The sequence below is a fragment of the Bradyrhizobium oligotrophicum genome (assembly GCF_051168495.1).
In the GTDB taxonomy this organism is placed as follows: domain Bacteria; phylum Pseudomonadota; class Alphaproteobacteria; order Rhizobiales; family Xanthobacteraceae; genus Bradyrhizobium; species Bradyrhizobium oligotrophicum_A.
The window spans coordinates 1-18384 of record NZ_JBNPVB010000017.1 but is presented as its reverse complement, the minus strand read 5'-3'; the positions used below and the strand labels follow the sequence as shown (position 1 = coordinate 18384).

Genomic DNA, 18384 nt, shown 5'->3' with positions numbered 1-18384 from the left:
TGAAGAGCACGTGGCGATGAGCGTCTCCGAACCCTTCATCCGCCGGCCCATCGCAACGTCGCTGCTCGGCGTTGCGCTGCTGATCGGCGGTCTGCTCGGTTATATCGCGCTGCCGGTATCGGCCCTGCCACAGGTCGACTTCCCGACGGTGCAGGTGACGACCCAATTGCCCGGCGGCAGCCCCGACGTGATCGCCTCGCTGATCACGGCGCCGCTGGAGCGCCAGCTTGGCCAGATTCCCTCGCTCGCGTCGATGAACTCGACGAGCTCCTTCGGCGTCAGCCAGATCTCGCTGCAGTTCGATCTCGGACGCGACATCGACGGCGCCACGCAGGACGTGCAGGCTGCCATCAACGCCGCCGCCGGCGTGCTGCCGAAATCGCTGCCCTATCCGCCGACATACGCGAAGGTCAACCCGGCGGATGCCCCCGTGATGACGGTTGCGCTGACCTCGGACACGGTATCGTTGCGCGCGATGAGCGACATGGCCGACACGGTCCTGGCGCAACGGCTGAGCCAGGTCTCCGGCGTCGGGCGGGTGACGGTGCTCGGCGGGCTCAAGCCCGCGGTGCGGGTGCAGGCCGATCTGGCGCGGCTGGCGGCCTACGGCATCTCGATCGAGGACCTGCGCGCCGCCATTGCCGGCGCCAACGTCTCCGGTCCGAAAGGCTCGCTGGACGGCGCGCAGCAGGCCTATCTGATCACGGCCAACGACCAGATCGCGGCCGCCGACGCCTACAAGCCGATCATCATCGCCTATCGCAACGGCTCGCCGGTGACGATCGGCGACGTGGCCACCATCATCGACGGGCTGGAGAACGAGCGCACCGGCGGCTGGTACCAGGGCGTGCCCGCCGTCATCCTCGACATCCAGCGCCAGCCGGGCGCCAACGTCATCGATGTCGTGCAGCAGATCCGCGCCGAGATCCCGAAGCTGCAGCGCACGATTCCCGCTGGCGTCAAGCTCGACATCGTCAGCGATCGCACCGTCACGATCCGCGCTTCGGTCCATGACGTCCAGTTCACGCTGGTTCTGAGCGTGGTGCTGGTGACGCTCGTCGTGCTCATCTTCCTTCGTTCGCTGCGCGCCACGATCATTGCGGGCGTGGCGTTGCCGCTGTCGTTGATCACGAGCTTCGGCGTGATGTATTTCGCCGGCTTCAGCCTCGACAATCTGTCGCTGATGGCGCTGACGATCGGCACCGGCTTCGTCGTCGACGACGCCATCGTCATGATCGAGAACATCGTGCGCCACATGGAGAACGGCGACAGCGCGATGAATGCCTCGCTGCGCGGCGCGCGCGAGATCGGTTTCACCGTGATCTCGCTGACGGTATCGCTGATCGCGGTGTTCATTCCGCTGCTGTTCATGTCCGGGTTGGTCGGCCGCATGTTCCGCGAGTTTGCGCTGACGCTGACGATCGCGGTGGTGACGTCGGCCGTGGTGTCGCTGACCTTGACGCCGATGATGTGCTCGCGGCTCCTGAAGCATGCCAGCGAGGAATGGGTGCTGCCGGGGCTGAACGCGATCAGCCGCTTCATCGACCGCACGGTGGCCGTCTATCACCGCAGCCTGCTCTGGGTGCTGGACCGCCAGACCGAAACGCTGGTCGTGACCTTCGCGACCCTGGCGGCGACCTTGGCGCTCTACGTCGTCGCCCCGAAGGGATTTCTGCCGCTGCAGGACACCGGCTCGATCACGGCGGTGACCGAGGCTGGCCCGGATGTGTCGTTCGCCGAAATGAAGAAACGCCAAGCCGAGGTCGCCGCCGCCATTCAGGCCGATCCCGACGTCGTCGGCGTGGTCTCTGTGATCGGCGCCGGATCGGTCAATCCTACCACTAATGTCGGCCGGCTCGTTCTGACCCTGAAGCCGCTCGGCGAACGCAAGACCGGCGTCGCCGAGGTCATCGACCGCATGAAGCAGAAGGTGTCGGGCGTGCCCGGCATGACCGTCTACTTCCAGCCGGTCCAGGACGTTCAGATCTCGACCCAGGCGAGCCGCTCGCAATATCAGTACACGCTGACCGGCGCCGATGCCGGCGAAGTCTCGAAATGGGCGCGCCAGCTGGTCGATGAGATGCGGCGCGATCCGCTGTTTCGCGACGTCTCCTCGGAGGCGCAGGAGGGCGGTCTGCGCGCCGAACTGACCATCGACCGCCAGCGCGCCGGCCAACTCGGTGTCAGCCTGCAGGGCGTCACCGATACGCTGAACGACGCCTTCGCCCAGCGGCAGATCTCGACGATCTACGGTCAGGCCAACCAGTACCGCGTGGTGCTGGAGGCGCTGCCGATGTATCAGCGCGATCCCTCGATCCTGTCGAAGCTCTATCTGCCGGGCGCCGGCGGGCAGGTGCCGCTGTCGGCGGTGGCGACGCTGAAGCGCATCACGACGCCGCTTTCGATCTCGCATCAGGCGCAATTCCCGGCGATCTCGCTGAGCTTCAACCTGGCGCCGGGTGCCGCGTTGAGCGAGGCGGTCGACGCGCTGCGCGCCACCGAAAATCGCATCGGCATGCCGGGCAGCATCCTCGGGGTCTATTCCGGCGACGCCGCCGAGTTCGCCAAGTCGCTGGCCGGCCAGCCCTGGCTGATCCTGGCGGCCATCGTCACGATCTACATCGTGCTCGGGGTGCTCTATGAGAGCTACATCCATCCGATCACGATTCTCTCCACGCTGCCGTCGGCCGGTGTCGGCGCCATTCTGGCGCTGATGCTGTTCGGCGAGGATCTGTCCGTGATCGGGCTGATCGGCATCATCCTCCTGATGGGCATCGTCAAGAAGAACGCGATCATGATGATCGACTTCGCGCTCGAAGCCGAGCGGCACGAGAACCGCACGCCCTATGATGCGATCGTGCAGGCGTGTCTCCTGCGTTTCCGTCCGATCATGATGACCACTTTGGCCGCGCTGTTCGGCGCGCTGCCGCTGGCGATCGAGAGTGGCACCGGCTCGGAGCTGCGTTTCCCGCTCGGCATCTCCATCATCGGCGGCCTGCTGCTCAGCCAGCTCCTGACGCTGTACACGACGCCGGTGATCTATCTCGCGCTCGATCGCATCAACCGCCGCATGGAGCGCGCGCTGCCGCCGGCGCCCGATTTGCCGTCGCCGCCGATCGCGGGTGCCACCGAAGGCATCCAGTGATGGCCTCGATCTCCGAGCCGTTCATTCGCAGGCCGGTCGGCACCACGCTGCTCTCGATCGGCCTGTTCCTGCTCGGGATCGTCGCCTACGTCTTCCTCCCCGTGGCGCCGGTGCCGAACGTCGATTTCCCGTCGATCTTCGTTTCTGCGTCGCGGCCCGGCGCCGATCCCTCGGTGATGGCGGGCACGGTGGCCGCGCCGCTGGAGCGGCGGCTTGGTGAAATTGCCGGCGTCGACCAGATCACCTCGACCAGTTCGCTCGGCACCACCAACATCCAGATTCAGTTCGCGATCGGCCGTGACATCGACAAGGCCGCACGCGACGTCCAGGCCGCCATCAACGCCTCGCTGTCCGATCTGCCGAGCGACCTGCCGTCGCTGCCGCGCTTCCGCAAGGCCAACACGGCGGCCGCTCCGGTGTTCGTGCTGGCGCTGACCTCGAAAACGATGACGCCGAGCGCGATGTACGACGTCGCCGACACGGTGCTGGCGCAACGCCTGTTCCAGGTCCCAGGCGTCGGCAACGTCACCGTCAGCGGCGCCGATCAGCCCGCGGTGCGGATTGCGCTCAATCCCGTTTCGCTCGCGAATGCCGGGATCGCGACCGACGATGTCAGGACCGCGATCGTCAACGCCAATCCGATCGGCCCGGTCGGCATCTTCGAGGGCGGGCGGCAGAGCGAGACCATCGCCATCAACCGGCAGATGCGGACCGCAGCCGAATTCCGCGACATCCTGATCAAGAGCAGCAATGGCAGCTTCGTCAGGTTGTCGGATGTCGCCGACGTCGAAGATTCCGTGCGCAACGTGCGCTCGATCGCATGGTTCAACAAGCAGCCGGCCGTGATCCTGCAGATCGCCAAGCAGGGCGACGCCAACGTGATCGAGACCGTGGACCGTGTGAAGGCGCTGATCCCGGAGCTCAAGCAGTGGATGCCGGCGGGCATCGAGATCTCGACGCTGGTCGATCGGACCGGGACCATCCGTGCCTCGGTCGAGGACATGCAGTGGACCTTGCTCGCAACCGCCGTGCTGGTGATGGTGGTCGTATTCCTTTTCCTGCGCCGGCTGGTCCCGACCGTCGCGGCCGGCGTCTCGGTGCCGCTGGCGCTGGCCGGCACCTGTGCTGCGATGTGGCTCGCCGGCTTCTCGATCGACAATCTGTCGCTGATGGCGCTCGCGATCTCCGTCGGCTTCGTCGTCGACGACGCCATCGTGATGATCGAGAACATGTACCGCAATCTCGAACACGGGCTTTCGCCAATGCGGGCCGCGCTCGACGGCGCGCGCCAGATCGGCTTCACCGTGCTGTCGATCAGCCTGTCCTTGATCGCGGCCTTCGTGCCGCTGATCTTCATGGACGGCGTCGTTGGACGGCTGCTGCGCGAGTTCTCGCTGACGCTGACCTTTGCGATCGTGGTGTCGACCGTGGTGTCGCTGACGGTGACGCCGATGATCTGCGCGCACTACATCAAGGAGACGCTCTCCGAGCGTGCCACCTGGTTCGACCGGATCGTCGAGGGCACGCTGTCGGGCATGGTCCGCTTCTACGCCTGGACGCTGCGGGGCGTGCTCGTCTATCCGGTCCTGACCTTGATCGTGTTCTTCGCCACCATCGCGCTCACCGTCACGCTCTACATCAAGGTCCCCAAGGGCTATTTCCCGACCGACGATTCCGGCTTCGTCATCGGTGCGACGCGCGCTTCCGCCGACATCTCGTTCCAGGCGATGCTGGGCCTGCAGCAGCGGCTCGCCGACATCGTGATGGCTGATCCCGCCGTGGCCGGCATCGGCTCGACCATCGGCGGTGGCGGCGGACCGGGCGGGGCGACGTCGAACCGCGGCACCATGTTCATCAATCTGAAGCCGCCGGCGGAGCGCGAGGGCGTCTCGACCCAGGCCGTGATCGACCGTCTCCGGCGCAACCTCGCCATGGTGCCGGGCATCCGCCTCTTCATGTTCGCCGCGCAGGATGTCCGCGCCGGCGGCCGCCAGAGCGATTCCGACTATCAATACACGCTGAGCAGCCCCGATCTCGACCTTCTGCAGCAATGGGCGCCGATCGTCGCCAAGCGTCTGGAGACAGTCGAGGGCATCACCGACGTGTCGAGCGACCGCGATCCCGGCGGATTGCAACTCGCGCTCAGGATTGACCGGCAGAAGGCGGCGAGCCTCGGCGTACGCGTGCAGGACATCGACAACGCGCTCAACAACGCGTTCGCGCAGCGGCAGATCTCGATCGTTTACAGCCAGCGCAACCAGTACATGGTGGTGCTGGAAATCGATCCGAAATTCCAGACCGATCCGTCGAACCTCGAGCGCATCTATGTGGCGGGGGCAGGGGATGCGCAGATCCCGCTGTCGGCGCTGGTGAAGGCCGAACGCGGCCTGTCGCCGCTCGCCGTCTTCCATTCGCAGTCGTTTCCCTCGACCACCGTCTCCTTCAACCTGCTGCCCGACGTGCCGCTGCAGGCCGCCACCGCCAACATCCAGCGCGCCGTCGACGAGCTGCACATGCCCGAGGGCATCCGCGGCGGCTTCGACGGCAATGCGGGCGACTTCAACAAGAGCAGCGGCCGCCAGCCGCTGCTGATCCTGTTCGCGCTGGTGGCGATGTATATCGTGCTCGGCGTGCTCTATGAGAGTCTCGCCCATCCGCTGACCATCATCTCGACCCTGCCGTCGGCCGGGCTCGGGGCGCTGCTCGCGTTGCAGGTGACCAACACGCCGCTGACCGTGATCGCCTTCGTCGGCATCATCCTGCTGATCGGCATCGTCAAGAAGAACGGCATCATGCTGGTGGACTTCGCGCTGGAAGCCGAGCGCCAGCGTGGCATGTCGTCGGCCGATGCGATCTTCGAGGCCTGCCGGGTGCGCTTTCGTCCGATCCTGATGACGACGCTCGCCGCGCTGTTCGCCGGGCTGCCGCTGGTGATCGCGACCGGGCCCGGCACCGAGCTGCGCCGGCCGCTCGGCATCACCATCATCGGCGGCCTCCTGGTGTCGCAGATCCTGACGCTGTACACGACGCCGGTGATCTATCTGCTGGTCGATCGGCTGCGCCGCCGGCCCGCGCCGGAGCCGCTGGCAGCGCCGGCCGAATGAAGCGTTGTCGCAGGTCGCCGCTGCGCGTATAGCCGCGCCATGTCCGACCCGTCACATGACCACCCGCCGCTCTCGACCGAGGCGCCGCCCGACTGCCCGCGTTGCCAGAAGCCGCTGCCGCTGTGCATCTGCGACAGCGTCACGCCGATCGCCAGCCGGCTGTCGCTGCTGATCCTGCAACATCCGCAGGAGCAGGACCGCGCGCTCGGCACCGCGCGGCTCGCCGCGCAGCATTTCAAGACCGCGGTGGTCAAGGTCGGGCTGTCCTGGCCGAGCCTCGCCAAGGCGCTGGGACGGCCGGTCGCCGATCCCGCGCGCTGGGCGATCCTCTATCTCGGCTCCGCCAAGGCGGCCGATCTCGATCCCGAAAGCGAGGTCTTGGCGCTGACCCGCAAGGGCGAGGTGGCCGAGAATCAGCGCGCTATCCTCAAAGCGATCGAGGGCGTGGTCCTTCTCGACGGCACCTGGAGCCAGGCCAAGGCGCTGTGGTGGCGCAATCCCTGGATGCTCAAGTGCCAGCGGGTCATCCTCGGACCGCGCCAGCCGTCGCGCTACGGCCGGCTGCGGCGGGAGCCGCGCCGCGACGGGCTATCGACCATCGAGGCTGCGGGCCTGCTGATGGCGGCGCTGGAACGCCGGCCCGAGATCGCAGAGGCCCTCGATGCCAGCTTCGAGCGGATGTTGGCGCGGTATCGGGAGGTGGAAAAGGCCCAGCCCGAACTGACACCGCGTCCCAGGCCCCGTGCCAAGCCGGATCGGCGGGCCCGAATACGCCGGTTTTAAGGAACGAGGGTACGCTTCTTGCATTGCAGCATGGAACGAGGATCAGAGCCATGCCCGAAGCAGAGAAGTCGAACGTGGTGCAGTTCCGGGACTATGCGCCCCGGCTGGCCGGCAAAGCGGTTTCCGAACGGGCCAGTGTTTCGGCCGGTGAACGGGGCGCCGTCCTGACTTGGCCGCGCGCGCGGGTCAGCTATCCCGGCGGCATCGACGACCTGCCCGTCTAGCGCCGGTCTCCGGCGCAACGGGGTGGTCCAACCGCTTGATTTGATTGAGTGGAGGCCACGACCAGAATTGAACTGGTGTAAACGGTTTTGCAGGCTCGTCGGGTGGTGTAGGCGCGGGTTGCGGGGAGACTAGGCCCATTGAAATAGCGCAACAATCATTCATGGAAGTCCGTTTACATTGACGTAAGTTTATGGAAAAAGTCTCCCCAGGGAGACTTTTCACGTAGACTGTCTATGCCAAAACTCACGGCGGATTTTATCGAGGCGATTGCTGCGAACGGCAAGGATCAGACCTTCAGCGACACCAAGGTCGCCGGGCTGGTCCTTCGGGTGACGCCGGCCGGCACGAAGCTCTTCCGGGTCGAGGCCCGGGTCAACGGCAAGCTCCATAGGGCGACGCTGGGCACCTTCCCGCAGATGAGCCTGTCGGCGGCACAGCGCGAGGCTCGCCCTGCGCTCGACGCTCTCCGGCAAGGTCGCGATCCAGCGCTAGAAAAGGCGGCTCGGCAGAAGGCGATTGCGGATGGCGCAATCACCGTCGAGGAGCTGGCCGCTCAGTGGATCGAGAACCGCCGCAGCAAACTCAAGCCGCGCACGCTCGACGATTATCAAAAGTTGTTCGAGCAGCACATCAATCCGGCGGTCGGCCATCTGCCCGTGCAGGCGCTAGCGTTCGCAGACGTGGAAGCCCTTCATGCCAAGATGGCGCGGACACCGCGGCGCGCGAACTATAGCGTGAGCACCTTGCGCGCTCTGCTCAACTACGCCGAACTGATGAAGATCAGACCGCCGCACTCGAACCCCTGTAAGGGGATCGAGTTTTATCGAGAGCGGCAGCGAGAGCGCTTCCTCAGTGAAGCGGAAATTGCAAAGGCCGGCTCCGCTATCGAGACGGCAGAAGGCAAAGGCGTGATCGGCCCACACGCCGCGGCCGGATTGCGTCTCGCTCTCTTCACCGGCGCGCGGAGTGGCGAGATCACCGCCGCCCAATGGAGCCACGTCGTATGGTCGCGACGGGTCATTAGATTGCCTGATAGCAAGAACAACGAAGCGCGTACCATTCATCTGAGCGACGCCGCAATCGAAGTCTTGCGGGGCATTCCGCGCATCGAGCCCTACATCATTGCCGGTGCGAACGCGGGTGAGCCTTATAAAAATCTTTCTCGGGCCTGGATCATTGCTCGCGCCTACGGCGGGCTCGATGACGTGCGCTTGCACGATCTCCGCCACAGCTACGCCTCGCTTGCCGCTGGTCGGGGCGTGTCACTGCAAACCATCGGCGCGTTGTTAGGCCATCGCGCAATCGCGTCAACAAAGCGATACGCACATCTGGCGCGGGACATCGTTGCTTCCGTCAACGATGATCTCGGCGCCGCGATGCAAGCCGCACTTGCAAAGAAACCGGCGCACGAAGCGGACAACGTCATCAAATTCAAAAAGACGCGCAAGCAAAGCACGTCACAGACATGACAGATGCTGCGCCTCACCCGCCGCGGCTTGAGAATGTGTTAGTTGCGCTGAGGGCGCTTTGCCATGATGCCGATCTAGCGCTGATCGAGCGGCACGCACTCAACATCACGGGAAAGTTTCTAAGCCTGCTGGCATCGAAACAAGCGCGCGGCTACGATATTGGTAGCGATAGTGGCAAGCCGTTTGCGCGGCCGCGGGTAACAAAGCCGCTCGGCCTCAGACGAGAACTGGAAGAGTTGTTGCCGAAGGCTCGTAGGGCGCGTCACGGAAAGATCGGCCCTGAAGAATGGGCCACGATCTGGGGCGCGCAGCCGGCCCGCATCAAAGCCATCTGGATGCCAGCATTTTTTGAGTACCTCGGGATTGACCCGGACTGCACTCACGTTCTCCACAAGTGCCGTTCGATAGACAGAAGAACGGTGAGCCTCGGGTTTGATGCTCCAGGATACTCCATGATCTCGCCGAAGCCGGAGATCGTGCTACCGATGCTGGAGGCCGAACTCTCTGCCATGAAGGCGGCACCGAAATCTAAGGAGCGATGCGGTGATAGTGACGAGGATGACGCGCTAGATGCGGTTTGCGATGCGTATTCCGCCATTACCGGCCATAAGGGTGGGCGCGTTATCAGTCGTCTTGGAAAGCTGGATGGAAGATTATTTGAGCTGGGCCGCGAGATCGATAGGACGTTCGGCACGGACTTGTTCAAGGGCGACGGCAGACGCTTTCGCCGTCTTTCCGCGCGGCGACGTTGATTTCCGATACAACGGGCCATTGTCCTACGACCCTATGGCCGGCGAAACGCTCTCACAGCATGATGCGCCATCACCTTTGATGGAGAGCCGCACCGATGCAGATTTCAACCGACGAGTTGATCAACCCTGAGAAGGTTGCCGAAGCGCTTAACCTGCGGCCACAGACATTGACCGCCTGGCGGACGCTCGGCAAAGGCCCGATCTTCGTGAAGGTCGGCAAGCGCGTGTTCTACCGCAAAGCCGACATCGAAGCCTGGCTCGGCGCGCAGCGGCGTGAGCCTGTCCGCGCGAACGCCACAGCCGCGCAATCATCCTGAAAGAAGCCGGCTCTCTGGCGGAAGTGAGCGTGACCAACGTCTGGGGTCGAGATGAGGCGTACACAGATTGGCGGGCAATTCGCTGCACGGTTGATCGAAATGCTGGAAAGCCCGGCAAATCGCGTCATGAGCTTGTCTGCAAGGCGCGCGCTGGACCGCATCGAAATTGAGCTGGCTCACCATGGCGGCACTGACAACGGCAGGCTTCCAGTCACTTTTGACGACTTTCGTCGCTTCGGAATAGATCGCGATGCTATCGCACCTGCGATCCGCGAGTTGGTCGCGCTCGGCTTCGTCGAGGTCACGGAGCGCGGCAGGGCCGGCAACGCTGAATTCAGGACACCTAACAAATTCCGGTTGACCTATAAACCGGCCAAAGGCCTCCCCGGTCACGGCACCAACGAATGGCGAAAAATCGCCAGCGTTGACGAGGCGCTCGCGATCGCCAAGGGCGCACGAAATTCAAAACTCCAGTCGGGGGAAACCGCAAAATTCGGTCGGGGAAACCCCGATCGAAAACAGAAATCCCCAGTCGGGGAAACCCCGACTACAGGGCATAGTCGGTTTTCCCCGACTACTATCGATATTTCGGGGAGGGGGCGGGCACAGCTTCTTCCCACAAGCACCGACGCGGCGGCGTCCGAGGTTGTGCCGGCTACGAAGCGAAGCAGGAGGGCGACATGAGCGGCGGCGGCGTTGTGCTTCCCTTTCCGATCACGAGGCGTCACGGCTTCGCCAGACGGCAGGCAGAAGTCGCGGCGTCCTATAACCCGCGATCCGGCGAGGCCTACATCAAGCGCCAACTAATCATACGCGCCGACGCATTACGACGACGCGGTGTCTCCGAGGCGTTAGTTGTTCGCGAGGTCCACGCACTCGAAGCCGCGATCCGCGCTGAACTCTGGAAGTTGGTTCTGTTTGGAGGTGCTGCGCGATGAAGCCGTCGGATGAAATGTTGCGATCACCGGCTTATGCCGCGTTGGGCGGGTCCGCGAGGTCTGTGCTGCGTGTGATTTTGGAGGAGATCGACGCTCCCGGTGGGGCTGCGCAGTTGAGTACGCTTTTTCTTCTCCAGGCGGGGCTGTCTTCCACCGCTGTAACGAGCGGTGTTCCCGACTTAGCCGCGTTGGGTTTCGTCAAGGTCACTGGCAAGGGGACCGCGACCAGGGAGTTCGCATCGTCGGACGGCTGGACCACAATCGTCGACAGAGCCGAGGCTGGGCGCCGGCTCGCGGAGGGCAAAGCGGCAGCACAGCGGCCAGCACGCCGACGTCCTGCCGCCGCGGCTCCGACGGTGATCCCGGCAGTGAACGAGATCACGGCTCGCCTGCCGGAAGGCATTCGGCGCAGCGTGTACCCGAGGATGCCGTGGGAAGCCGCGTCATGACGGCAACGCCAGAACAGCGCACGGATGATGCGGGCAACCGTGCGCAGCGTCGTGCTCGGCGTTCTCGCGTGTCTCGCTTCGCACGCGGTCGCCGAACGTTGGAAACTGCGTTGCTGGCCGTAGAAGAGATCAGCTTGCACCCGCGCGGCGACCTTCTATGTCGCGCGGCCACGCATTGGCGAATGAGCGGTTCATCGGCGACCTGCTTCCTCTGCGATGCCGTATCGCTGCATCCCGCCGCGCATCTGTTCGCTTGGTCCGGCGAAGCGCCGAAGCAGGCGGCTGTTGCAGGCCTCTGCTGCGATTGTTGGAGGGGCGACGACCCGACCGCGATTGATGAAGCCGCAGCACGCGTGCTCCAGCAGGTTGTGCCAGGCGGATGCTTTCTCGATCCGCGCGCGGTGCTGCCATGAAGCCATTGCGCGCGATCGAGGTCGCGAGCGCCGAGCTGATCAACGACGATGCCGTCATGATGCCGCGCGGGCCAGGGCATCGGCTCCCTGCGACAGTGCGGGCGCTTCGCGAGCGCGACCGGCTGTTGCGCGAGGCCGCGACGCGATTTTGTGAAGGCTTGTCCGTGAACGGCGCTGCGACGAAGCTGGCGCGCGCCTTGGCAGACTATCGGGGCACGGCATGGCGACGGGATTGTACTGAGACGTCATGTCCGCAGCGTCATCGCGGCTCGTTGCGCGAGGTCTGCTGGTGCATCCTACAGACGCGCGATGCGCCGATTGCAGCACGCACGATCCGCCGCGCACTCGGCGGCAATGGCGACTAATAAAAGCGCACACGCGGGCTATTCGTGGCCAACGCCTGCCGCCATGGTGGTGGTCAACAAGTAGGAGGACAGCCATGGCAAGATCGTTTGAACAGGCACCGTGGGACGCTACAAACATCGTTCCAGGCTTCTCACCCGGCTTCCCGCCGCCGCTCGACGTCGTCGAACTGCTGCCGGCGTCGCGGCAACCGCTTCTGCTTTCGCTGCGCCAACGCGCCGAAGATGCGATGAACCTGCAACGGCCGCTGTTTGACCAGCTTGGCGAGGCACGCGCTGACAAGCACCGGCTCAACGCGCGGATCGCCCACCTGAAGACACCGCGCGGCCAGGGCGGTCCGGGTCTGGATGACGACGACGTCAGTGTGATCGACGCCGCGCGCAAGCTCGCCGCCGTCGATGCCGAGATGACCCGGCTGAACGAACTGCTCGAGACCAGGCAGGCCCGCTCGCGCAATGCCGGAGCATCGGTGACAAATTTGGAAGGCTGGCTTCGGACAGGCCGGCCGGGCGGCACCGCGATCGTCCCTGCCGACGATATCGACGTCGCCTCGGTTCTGAAGAAGGGCGAGACTGTCGCGGCGGCGCTCGATCGCATTCGTCGTCGCCTCCGCGAGCTGGACGCCGACGAGCACCGCGTCAAATCCGCGCCCATACCGGCCGCATACGCCAAGGCTCAGGCGCGCGCGGCTATCGAGCAACTGGCCGAGCGCGGTACGCCGGACGTTTCCGCGCTGGTCGAAGCAGGACACGCCATCGGCTGGCCGCTGACCATGCAGCGGTTGGGGCTGGCCGCCATCGTGGGGAAAACCGGGGATCAGATTGTTGGCAACGCTATGGGCGAGGTCATCGATACGGCGGCGCTGTTCGTTTGGCTGCATCGAGACGCCTTGGTCGCACGCCTCGAACGGGAGATTGATGCCATCACCGATGACGTTGCCGCGCTGTCGCCGCAGGATCGCGAACGAAAGCTCTCCGAGATCGCGCAAGACAAGCTGGCGATCGAGCGCTCCGAAGCTTCATTGGTCTGGTCCCTGCAACGTGACGGCCTGCCGGTCGAGCACCGCACCGACGCCGACCCGCGCGCCGTGCTCGGCGTCGAGCTGCAGGTCATCGCAAAACCGGAAGGCAGCAAGCCGCTCGGCATGGCCGCCAAGGCGGTGCAAGTCATCGAGACGCGTTGACGGCTCGGCGGCCAGCCTGGTCCAGAGCCTTCTTCGTCAGACATGACACAGGATTGGATACGGCAGCCCGTGGCGCGATGGCCGTCCCAGGCAGGGATGGAGGGGCAGAGGAGAACGGGCCTGTAGGAGGCCCCCTCGGGCCTTTACGGGTCCTTTGGAGGCCGGAACCGATGAGGGGGACGCGCGACCGCTTCCCCTCCGCATATTCTGAGGTTTCAATTTCAAGGTTGCAGTTGCAATGAAGGCACCCAAAAAGGTCTCGGCGACCGTGATGGCGGCACACCTTGGCTTGTCGCGCCCTTATCTAGACCGCCTTGTCGCCGATGGCACGATCGCGAAGGACGAGAGTGGCAAGTTCTCCCTTGACGAAACTCGGCTTCGTTACATCCGCAAGCTCCGCGAGATGCGTAGAAGCTCCCCGGCAACGGAGGCGCATGCCAAGTATCAACAGGCTAAGGCACGGCGCCTTGAGCTTGAGAACGCTCGCCTAGAAGGTCGGCTAATGGAAGTCGACGATCACATCGCCGGCGTCGACGAGATCGTCGGCATCATGCTAACCGGCCTCAGCAGCCTCCCGGCTCGCTGCACGCGTGATGTGGGCACGCGCCGCGCAATCGAGGCGGGAATCACCGAAATCCGTCAGGAGATCGCTCAGAAAGCCGCCGAGAAGACGCGCGAGCACAAACGCGAACATGGGAGCAGCGGAGCTGAAGCAGATGAGGGTAAAGATGATGATGGCTGAAAAGACCATCAGGCAGATTGAAGCATTCGCCGCCGTCACCCGAAGGGCATTGTCGGAGCATCCTGCCCTGGTGGGCCATACATCCGGATGCAGCAGCGCTTTGGGAGCCGAAACTGCTGCATCCTAGAGCTGGCTAACGAGGTGGTGTTTGGGCGGCTTCGCATCTTCGCCGGGCCCGTGGACACGCTGAGTGAAGGAGGGTTCTGAAGGGCACCGAAGTCGTGCCGCGGGAAGGCTTCAAACCGCGCCGCCGATGACAGTTGTCCATGGTCAGGGCGCCTGCGCGCTGCTACAGGTCGAAGAAACCGTATATGACTGCCGCCGATGTGCGCGCGGCCGGCTTCTCAATGAACGCACAGCGCTTAACGCGTCAGTCTACCGTCCGGAAGAGCTGATTTTGCGCAATATCTTTGATCAGTACTCGCAGCCAGAAAACCGCATCACGCACGCTCTGATGAGCGCGCTTCAAGAAGATCGCAAGCTACTCGGGCTGTTCTTGCGCGAGATTATCGGCATTAAGCCGCCATGCGAGCCGAATAAGCTCAACGTGCTCGAACAGCAGTATCCAGGAGAGGAGCAACCGAGCGAAGAAGAGGCGGAGCGCCGCGGTATTCCTGATGGATGGATCTTTGACAATGAAGGGTGGTGTGTCTTCATCGAAAGTAAGGTCCTTTCAAAGTTCGAGGCGGACCAGATCAGGAGGCATCGCCGTACTGCGGAGCGGCGTGGCTTTAACGAGATCACCGCAGTGGCTATTATTGCCAACGCGCCTGCAATTCGGCCGTCTGAAACTGCGGTTATCGAATGGCGGAATGTATATGCATGGCTGTGCCGACACGCCGCTACCAGCGCGTGGGCATTGCGCGCAGCGCAATACCTTGAGATCGCGGAAGCAAAGCTGGTCGAGGATGAGAAGTTTGTAGAGGGCACATTGACGACGTTTTCCGGGTTCCCGTTCGGCCACGACCATCCCTTCACATACCTGGAAGGCAAGCGCGTGCTTGCGCTGGCGCTGGGAGAGCTAAGAGGGCGCCGCGATCTGTGCAAACAACTCGCGATGAACCCCAAAGCACCAGGCCGCCCTGCAATAACGGGACGTCAGGGGGACGCGGTATGGGATTTCTTGTCGCTCGCTCCGGCGGGTGAGATTGAGAATTTCACAAAGTACCCGCATCTCACGCTCGGTGTGATTGCTCAGGCAGTGGAGGCACTGGTGACGGTTCCTAACGCTGTGAACAGCACCATGCGCCGCAAGCTCATCGGGCTGGGCGAGGACGGCTTTCAGCAACTAGCACTTCGGGTTCTGGAAAATTTGAAGCCGCTGCTGCGCAGTTATCCGGGTGCCACTCCTTGGTGTCGAGGTATACAGCGACGCTATCCGTCCCAGCGTGCGGTTCCCTTTGTCGATGCGCGAATTGAATTCGACCTGCGGACGGCTGTTCCCGAAAGCGGCTTACCGAAAGTGCAACCTCGATGGCTCTCGGCCGCCTACAGTTCATTCGTGCATAAGGAAGGGTCCAATTATCAGATGCAGATGGGTGTGGTGTTCCGCTATGACCGCTGTTCCGAATTAAGAAGCGTCAACTCGCTGGACCTGATCGCGGCGGCCTGGCTAGCGTGTAAGCCGCTCGTCGATTTGTCGCAGTAACAAGCTGGGCCATCGCACCTATTCTTGAGAGATGGACGTGCTGGTAGGATTGCACGGGTGCTAGACCGCGACGCTCACATACTCGCACATTCGTGGCGCTCGCTGAGAAGATGCCTCTAGCGCCGCCGCCACAATATCGGAGCGCCGCGCGCCGAGGACGGATGATTGTGCGGGGCGCATATCTTACGCGGTGAGGCCGGGATCAAGCGGGCTGCGCGGCCACGTTGACCCTTGCGAGCGGAAGTTGGCAATCAAAGACCTTGAGTTTCTCGCCATGTGCGGAGCGTCTCATCCATATCCCAAACGTGCTTGAACTCTGTTTGCAGCTTACGTGAAAGATCTGCCATATTCCGTGCCAGATTTTCGATCTCTGATAGATCGGCTGGGCCAACTTCAGTCGATGTGGTTCTGCTCCTTCGATCGACCGTTACACGCGCGCGCAGAACATGAGAAAACTCGCCGGTGTCTGCGTTCTCCATCACCTGCCAAAGTGCATGAACATTCTCGTTCCTCAGCCTCCTGAGTGTGTCGGATTGGTCCAGCAGTGCAACGAGCCTCGGCCGGTAATAGTCACCAACGCGTTCGCTTAACAGATTTCGGAGCTTCTTCGTGTTCTTGGCCCAAGTATCACTACGCAACTCAGCATCCAACTCTTCCGGATTTGTGGTTTCCGTCAGGGCCGCAGTAAAAACCACCATCGCCTCTTCGAGATGGCTTGCTGCGAAAGCCAATTTTCCAAGTGCGTTGAAGTAATCATCGCTGGTCGGTTGCACGCTTCTCTCCCGTCACGTTCGGGTACTGGAAAAGTACATTTTCATTTTATCGTGACCGCACCGCCACAACCGGTGCAATCCGAGATCTTGCTTGATCATAGAGCTCGACAACACCGGGCATCGCGATCGTTACGGCCAGTCCGAATGGTATTTGTTCATCTATCTTCGTTCCACGATCAGGCTCTCGTTGAACGACGAACTCAATAGCTGAATTTGCAGCCAAGGCCGGCGCTCTACCGCCGTCCCAATGCCGAGAAAAGACCGTTCCCTTACTCGCTTGATTGATATCTGGCTGGCTCTTGTTTGGCACAACGCGAAAGCCTCCCAGTTCATCAGGCGCTAGAAGCGAGAGCTTGACCGAGCGATAAGACTGTCTACCTGGAAGAACGGGCGAGAACCACGCAAGTGTTGCTCGAACAGTGTGAGGAAGAGCCTTGCCGCTCATGCAGGCGGGAAGCGGCACGGAGATCGACCGTCTTTGTTCACCTTCTAAAGTACCCACAGACCAGAAGGTTGCCCGATCAGCGGCGCAATAGACCGCATCTTCGGCGTCGACAATCCCATACCCTAGAAAGCGTCGTATATTGTCCTTCTGCCGTACATGCTGCTTTGGGTCGTCAGGACCCAATACGCTCTTTATGAGTTCTGCGCTTTCCAGAGGCCACGATGCGGTGTGGACCAATAGCGCCTTTAGAATGACGGCGCGCTGACCGTGCGGCAACGAGATAAACGTTTCGCCGTAAGCGACCTCCAACGCGTCGTGAATTCTATGGGCCGTTCGCGAAGCCAGAGCTGTTGCTGCGCTGGTGCCGCAAGTATAGTGTTCCCAATTGCTCGTTCCGTCCCGCGGTGGTGCCGCAACTTTCAAGCCATGCGGCCGGGCCCCTCCAGTCGGCCGCACAGCGAGCACTGCCCCACTGGCGACCATCATCAGGTGCTCGCGAGCACCCGGCATCAAGATGTCGGGTTTCACGCTGTTCGCGAAGCCGGGCCCCAGGGCGCTGGAAGGATTGGCGGTCACGGTTAATTGAAACGGATCAACTCGGCCGACGGCGCCGCGCCGCTCGGCATCGCTGACAGCGTCAAGATTTGCTGAACCAACTGTGATCCCGTTGACTGTTTCGGATGGAGAAAGGAGACGGCGATATCCTATTAATTGCGAAAGTGCGGCGAGCGTCTGCGTCCTACGCTCCGGCTGAACGGTTGCCTCGTACTGTATCATTCTTGAATAGGGCGGCACATCAAATCGCTCGGCGTGATTGCCCGCGCTGACACAGAACAGGATCCCATACTTATGAGCGAGCCGGTCAATGAGGCGGGCCCAAGCCGATAGCCTACCTTGGAACGTCTTCCTGACGTTACCGAGTGAAAGATTGATAATCAGGACCGATGCGGCGGTCGGATCGTTGTCGCGACGCATACTCACAACGGCTTGATAGATTAAGTCGACAACTAGTCGATCTCTAGGGAATTGATCATCTGCACCGAGCACAGGCACAAAGTGGATGCGGCGGGGCAATGGCAGCTCGGGAGCGTTCCGGTCTCCGTGCGAGATCAGTGATGCCATGGCGGTGCCGTGAATTCTTTCCGCCACAAGCGCCGTGGGCTCCAGCCCGAAGAGGTCGTCGACGTTCAATCGATCGCGTAGGAGGGGATGCTGAGATACCGGCACGCCATCGAGTATGGCCAAGATCGGCTCGCCATTGGCGGGCGGGACCTCTTGTTCGACCGGCGGCTTCACTGCATCTTGGGATGTTTCCGGAGGAGCGACGCTCTGAGGTCGAATGTGCATAACGGCATCCAAGCCGCTGATACCTTGATCGGAACGTTCCACGATCTGTCGGACCGCAGGTACCGGCAATCGAGCTAACAGCGCATGATACGCGATGTCTGCAATTCGACTTCTGGAAACCAATTCGCCGCCCAACGCCGCGATTTCTTCAGTAACCAGGAGTTCGGCCGCAGCGGCATGTTCGTCAGATGATCGAAATACGAGTTCGAGTGTAAGCGACCGTTAGACCCCACCTTCAAGACGGCGGGGTGATGAGCGAGTGTTCGGCGGCTGAGTCGAAGCGAGCTG

General features: G+C 62.8%; 17 protein-coding genes. 15 read left to right on the top strand and 2 right to left on the bottom strand.

The features are described from left to right. Positions 1–16 precede the first annotated feature (16 nt). The 15 genes from ACQR1B_RS27075 to ACQR1B_RS27005 all read left to right on the top strand — a co-directional run bounded on the left by ACQR1B_RS27075 (position 17) and on the right by ACQR1B_RS27005 (position 15531). Positions 17–3145, top strand: coding sequence for an efflux RND transporter permease subunit (locus ACQR1B_RS27075; RefSeq protein ID WP_434835436.1), 3129 nt, complete (start codon positions 17–19; stop codon positions 3143–3145). After that, positions 3145–6249, top strand: coding sequence for an efflux RND transporter permease subunit (locus ACQR1B_RS27070; RefSeq protein WP_434835435.1), 3105 nt, complete (start codon positions 3145–3147; stop codon positions 6247–6249). Before ACQR1B_RS27075 ends, ACQR1B_RS27070 begins: the two co-directional genes overlap by 1 nt. A 39-nt stretch (positions 6250–6288) precedes the next feature. Next, on the top strand, positions 6289–7032 hold the full coding sequence (locus tag ACQR1B_RS27065) for a tRNA-uridine aminocarboxypropyltransferase (RefSeq protein WP_434835434.1): 744 nt from the start codon (positions 6289–6291) through the stop codon (positions 7030–7032). Between the two features lie 50 nt (positions 7033–7082). After that, the gene (locus ACQR1B_RS27060) at positions 7083–7256 is read left to right on the top strand and encodes a hypothetical protein (RefSeq protein WP_434835433.1); all 174 of its coding nucleotides are present in this window, start codon (positions 7083–7085) and stop codon (positions 7254–7256) included. A gap of 234 nt (positions 7257–7490) precedes the next feature. Then, positions 7491–8726, top strand: a complete 1236-nt coding sequence (locus ACQR1B_RS27055; protein ID WP_434835432.1) for a tyrosine-type recombinase/integrase — start codon at positions 7491–7493, stop codon at positions 8724–8726. Further along, a complete protein-coding gene (locus ACQR1B_RS27050) occupies positions 8723–9478 on the top strand; it encodes a hypothetical protein (protein WP_434835431.1) in 756 nt (251 codons plus the stop codon). Before ACQR1B_RS27055 ends, ACQR1B_RS27050 begins: the two co-directional genes overlap by 4 nt. A gap of 95 nt (positions 9479–9573) precedes the next feature. Then, positions 9574–9795, top strand: coding sequence for a helix-turn-helix transcriptional regulator (locus ACQR1B_RS27045; protein WP_434835430.1), 222 nt, complete (start codon positions 9574–9576; stop codon positions 9793–9795). Between the two features lie 51 nt (positions 9796–9846). Next, positions 9847–10479, top strand: a complete 633-nt coding sequence (locus ACQR1B_RS27040) for a hypothetical protein (protein ID WP_434835429.1) — start codon at positions 9847–9849, stop codon at positions 10477–10479. Further along, complete coding sequence (locus tag ACQR1B_RS27035) at positions 10476–10733, top strand: DUF6074 family protein (protein ID WP_434835428.1); 258 nt, start codon at positions 10476–10478, stop codon at positions 10731–10733. Before ACQR1B_RS27040 ends, ACQR1B_RS27035 begins: the two co-directional genes overlap by 4 nt. Beyond that, positions 10730–11182 (top strand): hypothetical protein, encoded by a 453-nt coding sequence (locus ACQR1B_RS27030; protein ID WP_434835427.1) that lies wholly within the window; start codon positions 10730–10732, stop codon positions 11180–11182. The genes ACQR1B_RS27035 and ACQR1B_RS27030 overlap by 4 nt, the downstream gene beginning before the upstream one ends. A 110-nt stretch (positions 11183–11292) precedes the next feature. Beyond that, complete coding sequence (locus tag ACQR1B_RS27025; RefSeq protein WP_434835426.1) at positions 11293–11595, top strand: hypothetical protein; 303 nt, start codon at positions 11293–11295, stop codon at positions 11593–11595. Then, a complete protein-coding gene (locus ACQR1B_RS27020; protein WP_434835425.1) occupies positions 11592–11960 on the top strand; it encodes a hypothetical protein in 369 nt (122 codons plus the stop codon). Before ACQR1B_RS27025 ends, ACQR1B_RS27020 begins: the two co-directional genes overlap by 4 nt. A gap of 74 nt (positions 11961–12034) precedes the next feature. Then, positions 12035–13141 (top strand): hypothetical protein, encoded by a 1107-nt coding sequence (locus ACQR1B_RS27015; RefSeq protein WP_434835424.1) that lies wholly within the window; start codon positions 12035–12037, stop codon positions 13139–13141. A gap of 238 nt (positions 13142–13379) precedes the next feature. Continuing rightward, on the top strand, positions 13380–13883 hold the full coding sequence (locus tag ACQR1B_RS27010) for a hypothetical protein (protein ID WP_434835423.1): 504 nt from the start codon (positions 13380–13382) through the stop codon (positions 13881–13883). A gap of 190 nt (positions 13884–14073) precedes the next feature. After that, positions 14074–15531: a hypothetical protein gene (locus ACQR1B_RS27005; protein WP_434835422.1), complete on the top strand. Its 1458-nt coding sequence runs from the start codon at positions 14074–14076 to the stop codon at positions 15529–15531. A 251-nt stretch (positions 15532–15782) separates the two neighbouring features. Here the strand turns inward: ACQR1B_RS27005 and ACQR1B_RS27000 are convergent, their stop codons facing one another. Together ACQR1B_RS27000 and ACQR1B_RS26995 are read right to left on the bottom strand one after the other, a co-directional pair. Further along, positions 15783–16304 (bottom strand): hypothetical protein, encoded by a 522-nt coding sequence (locus ACQR1B_RS27000; protein ID WP_434835421.1) that lies wholly within the window; start codon positions 16302–16304, stop codon positions 15783–15785. 46 nt (positions 16305–16350) lie between these two features. Continuing rightward, positions 16351–18231, bottom strand: a complete 1881-nt coding sequence (locus ACQR1B_RS26995) for a S8 family peptidase (RefSeq protein WP_434835420.1) — start codon at positions 18229–18231, stop codon at positions 16351–16353. Positions 18232–18384 lie beyond the last annotated feature (153 nt).